Genomic DNA, 11,345 nt, shown 5'->3' with positions numbered 1-11,345 from the left:
GGAATCTCGAAAACGAAATTGCAAGCTTCCGATGCACAAAACACCAAAACCTTGCAATCTCAGAACGTCATTCCAGCCAAATTACGATTCCAGATCAGTCGCCTGGAAGCTTCTTAACGGGCGACTAACCAATATTGCTTTTCCTGAAATGCAGGAAGTTGCAGACGTGAGAATACTGCGCGCCGCTCAAGCGGAAGCCACAAGCCGCTATGCGGTTCTGAAGAAATAACGGCTCGAAAGCAAATGCTCGGAAGCCGTTGGAGCAGTTCAGGCGGACGTAATCGTCGGTCCGCTCCACACTTTCAATCCCGATGCCACAAAGATCATAATATTCGCAGCGCGCCAGCGTTGCCGCCTCGTTCGTTGCAAAGAGCGACAAAGCGAGATCAAAGGGCGCTTGACACACGCGTGTTAGAAATTCCATTGGCGCATCCATCGTACCTAGAAAATTGAATGGCAGGATGCAGAGTACCTTTCCATCATATCGGCTCCTGATTTTACTGATCAGCCGCGTTCTTTTAAAGAATTTATCAGCCTCACAGCGAATAACTGCTCCTTTCCCGCTTTTTAGCCTTCGCGTGCGAGCCGGGTTTATATCGATCCCAAGGTAATCACTCGCATCGCTCTTGACTCCAATGAGGCGATAGCAGCTGCAACCTACCTCAATGACCAAATCATATCGGGCTGCGCGCAGCAGATCGGCATAAAAGCGTCGCTCAAGTTCGTGGAACTGACGCACCTTGGCGGTGAAGTAATTCGGGCGCATGAGACGCCCAGCTTCGCCATGTAGATAGATCGATCGATTGAATTGCTCGAATTCAGGAGCAGAGGAGTTCATCGGCGCCTCATGTCATTTCGCCGAGACATAGAGCCTACGGCACCGCCGCCCCATCGCTGTGGTCACCTCATCGCTCAGCATCCTGGCCGCAGATGCTAGATCCGTCACAGTCTGTTCAGGGCAGATCACGTCAACCATTGCGCCCGGAGTCGTCCAACTCTCAGGCAGATCCGTTACATCAATTGTAATAAGGTCCATCGAAACAAAGCCGACGATAGGCACACGAATACCACATATGAAGACATTCCCTCGATTGCCAAGACTACGTGGAAAGCCATCCGCATAACCGATAGAGGCGGTAGCAACACGCATCTGCCTGCTCGCTCGGTACGACCTGCAGTATCCGATCGTCTCACCAGGCTCTACTTTGCGAGATTGAACGATCTGAGTTCGCAGATGGACGACTTGCGATGGCTTGAAGCAGGGATCATCAGACGTCAAAAAGCCAAAAATTCCTCCACCTGCTCTTATGAGGTCGAAATGAAACTCGCATCCGGCAAATAGGGCAGCCGAGTTCGACAATGAGAGGATCGCTTCCGGAAACAACTGTGTGAGTTCGCGAAACCTTCTCAATTGTTGAAAACTGTCCCCGTTGCGCCATTCTGCACAGGCGAGCTGACTCATGAATAGCGCTACGGGTAATTCCGACAGTCCACTGTCGTACTCGGCGATTGCTCGCAATTCATCAACGGCAAAACCCAATCGAGCCAGTCCGGTGTCGACATGGATACCCGCTGGTAGTGCCCGATTACGCTGTCGGCAATGCCGAAGCCATGCATCCAATTGTTCCCTGCTGTTGAGGATTGGCAATAGATCATGCTGCTCGGCTGCCAGCTCCATACCTGGCATAGCGCCGTGGAGGATGTAGATCTTCGAAGATGATGGTAGCACATCGCGCAGGGCGATCCCCTCCTCCACATCGGCTACGAAAAAGTCCCTGCAGCCAAGTTGAGCAAGGAAGGGCGCTATATGCTTCGCGCCGAGGCCATAGGCGTCCGCTTTGACAACCGCGCCGCATGCGCTATGCGGGGCAAGCGCCTGAACTCTCCGATAGTTCGATTGGATCGCGCCGAGATCCACAATCATGGTGGATCTCGACATATTGAAATAACCGTTGTCTGCTTCTTGGATAGAAAGCTTCGCTTCGGTATGAATCGATTCAGGCATATGCCCTTCCTCGTGTCCCGGCGCTGACATCGCGACTACGGAGAATACAAGGATCGTATTGCTTCTTCCGCACAGGCGGGCCCAAACCGAAACCCGTTACCTGCGCCGCCACCAATGACCTGAAGCCCGGCGATGGCTCGAGCGGGACGCGCGAACGGGACGGCATCGTCCGAATAGCAGTCGCAGAACACCCGTACTGACGCAATCGCCGGCACGTCCACGGAGAACAATTTCGCCAATATTGCTGTTGCGCGCGCCAAATCGTCTGAACTGACATGCAACGCGTCGCTGTCGGGCCTGACATCCCATTCCTGCGAGGTAAAGCTGAACAACCAATAGCCGTCCGCGATCATGGGAATGAGGAAAGCGTAGTCATCCAACAGGCCGATCATCGGACAGTTCGAGGAGGGACGCGCTGCGAGATGAAGGGCGACGACCTTTTTAACCCGCAACCGCGGTTCGTCTGCCAGGTGCTCGCGTAATGGTGATTCTGGAAGCCATGGACCAATTGCCAGGATAGCTCGCCGCGCCGAGATTTCGCTATCGTCCGAGGTCCGAAGAAGAAGATTACGTGGGCCCTGCCTTATCTTTTCAATAGACGTTTGCTCGAATATCGAAATACCGAGGGCCCTGAGCCGTTCGGCCAAATCCTGGACAATTAAATCGACCGGGCTATACGAGCCCCGATCGAGCGCTACAGCTATATCGTCGGCAATCTGAAAATTTGGCAGCGAGGAAAGCCTCTCGGTCAGCTCGACCGACGTTGAGGGGGTAGTGCCGCCTATGCCAGCCAGTCGCGCGAGTTCGTCCGGATTGCGGGTCAGCCAGAACACGTCACAGTCTCGGCCATTGTGCCAGCCACCACGGGGATAGATCCCACGCCAGAATCTCGAACCGCGATCAATGAGGCTCCTTTCCCCATCATTCCGACAAATGTTGATTTGGATTCCGGGAGCAAACCCGCTGGCACCTGCTCCAACGATATCTCGTTCGAAGATAACGATCCTTTGCTTCGGATCATTGCGCGCCGCGATGAAGGCGGCACTAAGACCCATGACGCCCGCGCCGATAACCGCCAGGTCATAAATCCCGCCGGTCATCGGGTTTCCCTCCAGGAGATAGACAGGGCGCTCAGAGCTTCGCAGCCGCTATTTTCCAGGTGATGAGTTCGATCAGGTCGCAGAAACACAAGGTCTCCTGCTTTCACAGCCAACTCACCATCATTGGTCACCACCCGACCGCTGCCGCCGGTAATGCGCCAGATCTCGCTGGACGGATGGGAATGCGGCGTCGACACCGCGAACGGATCAAGCCGGAATTCGATGAGTTTGACGGGACAACAAGTCGTCTGTTGATTGCCTATGCCTTTGACCTCCTGCAGCACGACGCCGGGGCTATAAGCGGTGATGTCGCCTAACGTAATCAGCTCTGCATCTTTCATAGTATACCCCGATTAAGGAAAGGCTGGTTCAAGGCTGCTGGCAACTGTTCGTCCCTTAACTGGGATCGTCCAAGCATGTGCTGCTCCACTTGACGGCGCCAGTTGCCTCGCCGCATTCGTAGGCTACGCGGCCGATGATCGAATTGAGGATTATTGAAGCGCGCCAGGGTACCAAGCTGAGGTTGGTATCAGCGATACCATGTTGAAGGCGCGCGCCGTTCTGCACATACAAACGGCATGTCTCGGGACCATCGAAGCGAGCCGAAAAGTCCTTCTTGACGACGATTTCCCGAGAGCCACCGGGGGCACTCGCGACCGTCAGTCGGCCCGCGATCGGATCTAGGAACGAAGGGATCTCGGTCCGATAACCCGTGGCTAAGATGATAATGTCGGCGGCATGTTCAGAACAAATGCCTGTCGTCTGCTGACGCAAACCCACGCGAAAGGGGGACGCGCCTTGCAACTCGTCGGCTGTGGTGTCGACGCATATTTCGACCTGAGCGGGGTATGTTCCTCGGCGAAGCTCTCGATCGTAGAGGGCGTCGTAGATGGCGCGGAGCGTCACGCAGTTCACCCCGTCGCTGGCCAATGCTTGCCGCGCCAGAATTCTTTTGCGCGCCGATTCGCTCTGCTCGAAGAACCACCCACCATACCGCGGAAAGAACCATTCGTTCACGAACGGGCTATTTTCGAGCGCAAAGATATTCGCGCGGCGCGTCACCCAGGTCAGGGCTCTGAGCGCGCCGCAACCACCACGCAGGAGATGAAGGAATACCTCCGCCCCGCTCTGGCCGCCACCCACCACCATAACACGCTTGCTCGACAGCTCGCGCCGTCGCAGCAGAAGGGCACTCCCGTGGAACACCTCGTCTGGCGGTGCATTCCTGCTCCAATCAGGAATAGATGGAACGCGACCCACACCTACCACAGCTGTACAGGTTTGGTATTTGCGGTGAGTGGTTATGACGTCAAAGGAGCTGCCTCGCAGCTCGAGTGCGACGACACGTTCGCCAAACCGAACGTTCGCCAGCTTTTTTGCTGCCCATCGCAAATAGTCTTCAAATTCAGCACGGCTGACGTGGTCAAGTCCACGGACGATGGCTTGATAAAGCCGTCCTTGATCATGCAAGTAGGCGATGAAGCTGTAGGCACTGGTTGGATCCGCCGGCGTAACAAGGTCCTTTAGCGGGCTGGTTTGCATAAGGGCACCTCCTAGAAGCAGTCCGGGATGCCACTCAACCGAGTCCGATCTTTCCAGGATGTGCACAGAAATTTCCGAAACCGGAACCGCGAGCGCCGCCAGACTTAGATTTGCAGGCCCAGCACCGATCGCGACTACGTCGCGGCCAACGCCGTCCTTGATCATCCCATGATCCCTGAGGCGCGCCACTCAATGCCTCCCGCCGCTCACGAATACTTGAATTGTAAGAAGAGCGCCATTGGCGCCGACCAGCAACATCATGCTCATCAATAGATAATCGAAACTGCCGACCCCTATGATTTGCCCAGCGATGTACGGAAATCCAAATAGGCCAATGAAGTAGGAGAGAGTGAACACCTGAGACGCAACGGCCAACGATGACCCATCAATAGCGGCAATGTGAACGACCATGCTGTTCAAAGTCGAATAGCTGAGACCGTATCCGAGCGCAAACATCATCGTCCCGAGAATGTAGATCGCTGGACTACCTACGTTCATCAACAGGACGAATAGCCCCGCAATAGTGCAAAGGATCAGAAATGCAGCTACGCGTTCAAGCCGCCAGAGCCCAATGATCGGTGCCACCGCAAAACGCGAGAAGACCGCTGTCAGCGTGAAGACCAGAAAGAACGTATCCGCAGACTGTGCTCGCGATGTCGCGTAGAGCGTTTGGAACGTGGACAGACCGGCGAAAACGCAGGCTGCGATGCCGATCATGATGACTGGATAGCGCGTGTTCGCCTTGAAGGTTCGCACCAGACTTCCAAAGGTCAGCCGCACAGCCGGCATTTCGATCTGTGGAGCTTGCGCCAGGACCCTGCCTGCGGACTCCAAGAGCGCCGCGCCCGCAAGACAGGCAGCTGCAAATAGGCAGTAAACTGCAATGTAGGATCCAGCGGCTTCCGCGAGCGCGCGTGCGAGGGGCGCCGCAAGCCCGATGCCAAGCATTTGAGATGCGGAAAGCAACGTAAGATACTTGATACGAGCCTCAGCTCGCACGTGGCAGAAGATTTGAAGCGGCGCTAGTATATAAAAGACCGACCATCCAATGCCCAGCAGAAGTCCACCGATGTAAGCTATCAGCGTCGCAAGCGATGCTGATGCGAAACATACCATGGCCAGGGCCATGATCGCTGCAGCGAGTGTGATCGTTCGCATCACGCCGAGCACGTCGGCAATCCGGCCGGCCACAAGCGAGCACAATATCGTTGCGATCGTACCGATCGAAACAACGGCTCCGGCGGTCGTGTCGTTTTGTCGAACGGCGGTTAACGCGTCCACAAGAAAGAAACTCGAGCCGTAGCAAGCGGCCAAGCTGATACTGCCAAACATGAAGGGGATTGAGACCTGCAACGCGATTGCATTGGGCAAGTCCTCAGCAGGAACGATATGCTTGGCCTGTGTCATGCTGCGCTCTTTCCGGGCAGGCACCAATCAATGTCTTTAGCCGCTAACCTGCGCCCATCGATCTTCGGTACTGATCCGTTTCGCGCAGATGATGGCCTTGACGCGCATCCGGCAAGCGGATGTCCGCTATGCCCCAGCCAGCGCCATAACGCTTCGGTGATCTTCGGCATCAGCGGCCAACCCAGTACGCTAAAGCCCATCAGCCAAGTGTAAGCGGTCTCATGGCTCGTCGCCGCATTCACACAGTCGACCCATTCGATGACTGGCTTTGACGCTTGTGATACCAGCAGATGATCCAGCGAAAGTGCCGCGCACTGCTTCTCGTAGAGCCTGTCGAGCGCGGTCATCATCGCGCCATCTACGTAGCAGCAGGTTGGAGCCGGTACTGCGCTTACGATGCCTGTGCAGCGGTCGATAGCTGCAGACATCTGATCGAAAAGTACGTTGTAACGATCGACCAGCTGCTCTGATATCAAATCGGCCTCGGCCTCCTCCGGACACATTTCCGACAGGTACACTCTAAGAACATCGATTGATACATTTGGAGTTCGAGCGATCTCGCCCGCCCAGATCACGTGACCTCGGCTGGTGGAGAACTTCGATCCGTTCAATCGCAAAAAGTAGTTGAAGAAGATACGATCGAACGGCCGAAACGAGTCCTGGCCCAGCGCGCACCCTGTAGTACCCACGAGCATCGGAATTGTGTTATCGACACCGGTAGCACTAATGAGGAACGCATCGGAGTCGAGAACAAAAGGACTAGGCCTGCCGCTGCCTTCTGTGTCTCTCTGGCCGCAATAGAGAGAATGAGCGTAGAGTAGCGAGGAGTAGCTGAACAATATTTGCCGGGTCTTGAAATGCGGCGAACTCCAACCCAACCCGTGCAATCCCGGCACGGTCAGCCGCATCTGCTGTCCTTTGCGCGCGACATACCGCTTCGCTATGTCCCGAAAACTTGGCTCTATAGCCGTGTCGTCCCACGCCCGTAGAAGCCGGTCTTTTTCCGAAATTGAAAGGAAGGCGGAAATGTCATCCGCCCATTGTACGATCCGCCCTCGCCTTGATATCGGATCCCGCGCCTCTTCGGGCTCGAAATGATATCCACATTGCTCGCAGAAGAAGCTGCCGGCAGAAGCCGCACAAACCGGACAGGTCGCACCAAACCAGCCCCCAATGCAAAAACGTTGTTCTGGCCGCGTGACAGCTGAGGGCGTATCGTCAATTGGTAAACGCATTGTGCGGAATTGCAGACTTCCGGCTGCAAACAATGCCCCCATGAGCGCGCCACTCACATTCGAGAAGCGCTGCAGATTTCGGCCATGCGCAGGATCATCGAAATGGTCGAAAACAATGCCTAGCGAGGCGAGATCCTCAACGATCTTGACGTGGAAGCCATGCGCGAGTTCCGATGGATCAGTGTTCTCGCGAGCCGCCCGGACCAAAACATGATTCTCGAAGCCGTCGGTGGTCAGCCCAGAGCGAACTCGATGCCCCGCCCTCTTCAGGTGCCTCTGCACGACATCCATCCGAAGATAAGGCCCAGCGGCGTGCCCCAGATGTGCCCTGCCATTGGCAGTCAAATTCACTGGGGAGACATACACATCGATCGGATGCGTGTTTGCTGCATTTATCCGCGCGATAGTTGGGCTTTTCTTCATGTCGGCACAAATGACTTCCGTGGATACATCGCCGCCAGCATGCCAGGTGCGCTGACATCTCTCCGGCAATGGCGATCGCGATAGCTCGACGCAGATACGGATACAGGCCGATTGGTTGCTTCAAGGCGGATTCTACAATCAGTCAAAGGTGACTTGCCGCATCCGGTCCGAGCTCTTCGATAGGACGACTTCGCCGCCTCCATTGTTCGCGCGGCTTCGGCTTCCGACATAGTTGAACTCCCCCCCGGCTCGACTCGATGAGCCAACGACATGCCCGCAAGCGGCCGCTGACCAAGCCGTAAACAAGCAAGCAGCGGGCCAACTGCGACTGCTGATTTTTCTCCTTGTCTGAACCTGCGTACCGTCAACTTTCGAACATTGGTCGCGAAGCCGACGACCGGCTCAGTAGAGCGAAGTGAGAGTTTGTTTGCCGTACTGACCGAGGCGCGTGGGAGCTGTTCCCAGATAGCTTCAGGTATGCGGGGCCGCCTCCTCTTCGTTATGACCCCAGCCAACGTCGGCCGCGAATGCTCCAAGCTGATTCAGCTGATCAGCAACGAAAACTGGATGCTCGGCTAGGACGCTTGAACAAGGAGACCAAGGGGGCGCTTTCGAAATCCCATTGTCGTGGAACGAGATCACAGATCTGGCGCTCGGAACGCTTCATCTGGTTTGGCCACCGGGAGGACGACCGCTCAATGGCAGTTTGCCTGTCGGTGGAGTAGGCGCCAACTCATTCGAGACAGCAGCGATTGCAAAAGCGCCTTCTTGACGTCCTCGCAGTTGGCATTTGCCAACGGAGCTGGCGTTCGCTCAAGAACAAACTTCAATTCCGGATGCGCGATGTATCCATTGTGCCAAGTGCGGGTCGAATTCGGTGAGCTTGAAGGCTTCACCAGATTAGATGACGTTCATGCCATATTGCGGCGGGTCGGCAGGGGTAAAGAATAAGCCTTGCACCAGCAGGCCGAGCGTCGGGCCAAACGCCGCAGGTCCCACACCGAACAATAGGAACAGCGTCGGGCCAGAATGAAGTGCACCTCAGGCACTCCAACCGGAGTGCGGAGGCCAATGAGATCCGCCCGCTGGTCGAGACGAATTTTGGCGGCATCTCTGCGCAGCCATCGATCCCAGAGGAACGCCTGCGGCCGCAGGAACCGACGCCGGCCGCGCCGCGGACCGTGACGCTGGCCGATCCCCGCGTCGAGCAGCCAGCCTTGCACCGATATTATCTCGTGCCCTCCGCTCGCACCGCGGCCGCCGGCGAGAGTCCAGTGCTTGAAGTGCTCGAGCAATTGATTGGAGGTGGCGTCAACTCATATCTCTATCGCGCGCTGGTAATCGACAAGCAGCTTACGATCGGTGCCACGGCGAGCTACCAGCCTACCGCGCTCGATTCCTCGCGGTTCGTGATTTCTGCCATACCAAACCCCTGCGTGAAGTTCGGCCAGATTGAGCGCGCCATCGACGAGGTGATCGCCAACATTGCGCACAATCCCGCGCGCATCGAGGATATCGAGCGGGTCAAGACGCGGCTGATCGCGCGAGCAATCTACGCTCAGGACAATCAGGAAGCGCTCGCGAACCGGTATGGCCGCGGGCTCAGCACGGGCCTGTGCATCGACGATATTCGAGGCTGCTCGGACGGCATCCGCGCCGTCGGTGCCCAGCAGGTGCGCGAGGCCGCGCGGAAATGGCTCGACAAAAGACGCTCGGTGACCGGCTATCTCATCAAAGAGCCAACGCCAAAACACGAGGAGAAGCGATAGTGACCTGTTTTTGCACACGGAGGGGGTCCTCCTCGGCGGCGCGTCGCTCTCAATCGCGATGCTCGCCTCGCTAAATTCGCTTGCCACCACCAGGACGCTTGCCGCGACCAAGATCAAGCGCCTGGTCTCGTCTTGTGGTATCGAAGCCTGGTTCTTGCAAGATCCCACTGTCCCGTTGATTGCGATGGAATATGCCTTCGGCGGTGGCGCGACCCAGGACCCAAGCGGCAAGCCCGGCGTCGGCAACATGGTTGCTGGCTTGCTCGATGAAGGCTCCGGCGATCTCGGCCTTAAGACCTTTCATGAACGGCTCGACCGTCGAGCCATTAAGCTGAGCTTGGAGCGACCCACGATCACTTCCGCGGTGCCCTGCGCACGCTCGAGGACCACAGGGACGAGGCCTTCGACCTTTTACGGATGGCGCTAACCTCGCCCCGTTTCGACGCGGCCGACGTCGAGCGGATCCGTGCCGGCGTGCTCTGTCGCCTTCGGCATCAATCGACCGATCCTTCATCGCTCGCCAATCGCAAGTTACTCGAAGTCGCCTTTGGCGATCATCCTTATGCTCGCCCGGCTGCAGGCTCGATCGAAAGCGTGTCGAAGATCGAGGTCCCGGATCTCAAGCGCGATGTCCGACACGTGATGGCAAAAGACACGCTCAAGATCGCGGTGGTCGGCAATGTCGATCCAGAGGTTCTCTGTATACTACTCGACAAGACCTTTGGAGGCCTTCCCGCCAGGGCGGAGTTGGCGTCGGTCCCCGACGTGGTCGCGGCAAGACCACCGCAGCGCGTCAATATTCCGTTCGATGTGCCACAGACAGTTGTGAGTTTCGGCGGTCCAGCGGTCCGCCGCAGCGAGCCCGATTTCATGGCCGCCTATATTGTCAACCACATCCTCGGCGATGCCGGTCTGACGTCGCGGTTGTTCCGCGAAGTCCGAGAGAAGCGCGGGCTGGCCTATTTCGTCCGTGAGCACCTAGTCTGGATGGATCGTTCGGCCATGTTTGTCGGCAATAGCGGGACCAGCGCCGATCACGCCCGTGAGACTGTCGAAGAAATCGAGAAGCAAGTCCGCCACATCGCCGAGCAAGGCCCGACCCAGCAGGAACTCGACAATGCAAAGTCCTACCTGAAGGGCTCGCAGATGCTGGCCCTCAACACATCATCAAAGCTGGCGCAAACGCTGTTGCAGTATCAGCTTGACAAGCTGCCGATCGACTATTTCGAAAAGCATGAAGCCGTCGTCGATGCGGTCACGTTGGAGGATGCCAAGAGAGTCGCGCAGCGGCTGTGGGGCTAAGGTCTTACTCACCATTCTCGTCGGCCGCTCCCCAGGGGACGCAGCCCAGTTAACCACCATGCCATCAGCGACCACGTCATCGCCAGGTGCCGAGCTAGACTAGACACCACAACCACAATACCGAGGAAACCAAATTAGCCTTTAGCAAACCTAAGCCGCTTAGCCCGTCTTATTCGTCAGAGGGCGCCTGAGAGGCTGGCGAGCGTGGTGTAAAGCGCTGATGCGGCGTAGGATTCGGTTGCAAAGCCAACCCCATCACCTTCAGCCGCGAACACCACGCCCGCCATGACCGATGATACGATTCCGCCCTTCTCGTTTCCAGCTGTTCACGCCAAGAAAGTCACGGCTGCCTTCGATGGCGGTCGGCTGACCTCGAACGGGGGCGTGATGCTTCTGGCGATGGCCGAGCGGCGTCTCGGCTTGGCCGACAATTTGGCCCGGGTGTTCCCGGATCGGCGCGATCCGACGCGGGTCGTGCACAGCCTTGTCGATATGTTCCGCGCGCGCATGTTCGCGATCTGCTGCGGCTACGAGGACGCCGACGACCTCGATCATCTGCGGT

The 11,345-nt window shown here is 57.0% G+C and carries 8 protein-coding genes and 3 pseudogenes; 3 read left to right on the top strand and 8 right to left on the bottom strand.

All coding sequences use genetic code 11. The annotated features are described in order from the left end of the window. Positions 1 to 124 precede the first annotated feature (124 nt). The 8 genes and pseudogenes from K359_RS0144100 to K359_RS65215 all read right to left on the bottom strand — a co-directional run. Complete coding sequence (locus tag K359_RS0144100) at positions 125 to 838, bottom strand: hypothetical protein (RefSeq protein WP_224496931.1); 714 nt, start codon at positions 836 to 838, stop codon at positions 125 to 127. Between the two features lie 12 nt (positions 839 to 850). Next, positions 851 to 2,005, bottom strand: coding sequence for an alanine racemase (alr, locus tag K359_RS0144095; protein WP_245284911.1), 1,155 nt, complete (start codon positions 2,003 to 2,005; stop codon positions 851 to 853). A 35-nt stretch (positions 2,006 to 2,040) separates the two neighbouring features. Then, positions 2,041 to 3,105 carry an FAD-binding oxidoreductase gene (locus K359_RS0144090; RefSeq protein WP_029084799.1) on the bottom strand — a complete coding sequence of 355 codons (1,065 nt, stop codon included), beginning with the start codon at positions 3,103 to 3,105 and terminating at the stop codon, positions 2,041 to 2,043. Further along, complete coding sequence (locus K359_RS60120; protein WP_084518779.1) at positions 3,102 to 3,446, bottom strand: cupin domain-containing protein; 345 nt, start codon at positions 3,444 to 3,446, stop codon at positions 3,102 to 3,104. The genes K359_RS0144090 and K359_RS60120 overlap by 4 nt, the downstream gene beginning before the upstream one ends. Positions 3,447 to 3,501: 55 nt before the next feature. Then, entirely contained in the window at positions 3,502 to 4,812 is a 1,311-nt protein-coding gene (locus K359_RS0144080) for a lysine N(6)-hydroxylase/L-ornithine N(5)-oxygenase family protein (protein ID WP_029084797.1), read from the bottom strand. Between the two features lie 24 nt (positions 4,813 to 4,836). Further along, positions 4,837 to 6,054, bottom strand: a complete 1,218-nt coding sequence (locus K359_RS0144075; RefSeq protein WP_029084796.1) for an MFS transporter — start codon at positions 6,052 to 6,054, stop codon at positions 4,837 to 4,839. Beyond that, positions 6,051 to 7,712: a class I tRNA ligase family protein gene (locus tag K359_RS0144070; protein WP_084518778.1), complete on the bottom strand. Its 1,662-nt coding sequence runs from the start codon at positions 7,710 to 7,712 to the stop codon at positions 6,051 to 6,053. The genes K359_RS0144075 and K359_RS0144070 overlap by 4 nt, the downstream gene beginning before the upstream one ends. A 906-nt stretch (positions 7,713 to 8,618) precedes the next feature. Then, positions 8,619 to 8,770 (bottom strand): annotated as a pseudogene (locus K359_RS65215) (cobalt transporter); the annotation flags it as partial. 6 nt (positions 8,771 to 8,776) lie between these two features. Between K359_RS65215 and K359_RS55585 the strand changes: the two are divergent. From K359_RS55585 to K359_RS55575, 3 genes and pseudogenes are all read left to right on the top strand, one after another. After that, positions 8,777 to 9,481 (top strand): annotated as a pseudogene (locus K359_RS55585) (M16 family metallopeptidase); the annotation flags it as partial. 58 nt (positions 9,482 to 9,539) lie between these two features. Further along, a pseudogene (locus K359_RS55580) lies at positions 9,540 to 10,886 on the top strand (M16 family metallopeptidase). Positions 10,887 to 11,068: 182 nt separating this feature from the next. Continuing rightward, positions 11,069 to 11,345 (top strand): transposase (locus K359_RS55575; RefSeq protein ID WP_198031275.1); only part of this gene is annotated, 277 nt, incomplete at its 3' end.

Source organism: Bradyrhizobium sp. th-b2 (assembly GCF_000426785.1).
Lineage (GTDB): Bacteria > Pseudomonadota > Alphaproteobacteria > Rhizobiales > Xanthobacteraceae > Bradyrhizobium > Bradyrhizobium septentrionale.
Note: the sequence above shows the minus strand (reverse complement) of the source record. Positions and strands in the feature narration are given on the sequence as shown.

Coding starts and splice junctions, on each gene's coding strand:
- K359_RS0144100 (WP_224496931.1), bottom strand. CDS start 838: ATGAACTCCTCTGCTCCTGAATTCGAGCAATTCAATCGATCGATCTAT.
- alr (WP_245284911.1), bottom strand. CDS start 2,005: ATGCCTGAATCGATTCATACCGAAGCGAAGCTTTCTATCCAAGAAGCA.
- K359_RS0144090 (WP_029084799.1), bottom strand. CDS start 3,105: ATGACCGGCGGGATTTATGACCTGGCGGTTATCGGCGCGGGCGTCATG.
- K359_RS60120 (WP_084518779.1), bottom strand. CDS start 3,446: ATGAAAGATGCAGAGCTGATTACGTTAGGCGACATCACCGCTTATAGC.
- K359_RS0144080 (WP_029084797.1), bottom strand. CDS start 4,812: ATGATCAAGGACGGCGTTGGCCGCGACGTAGTCGCGATCGGTGCTGGG.
- K359_RS0144075 (WP_029084796.1), bottom strand. CDS start 6,054: ATGACACAGGCCAAGCATATCGTTCCTGCTGAGGACTTGCCCAATGCA.
- K359_RS0144070 (WP_084518778.1), bottom strand. CDS start 7,712: ATGAAGAAAAGCCCAACTATCGCGCGGATAAATGCAGCAAACACGCAT.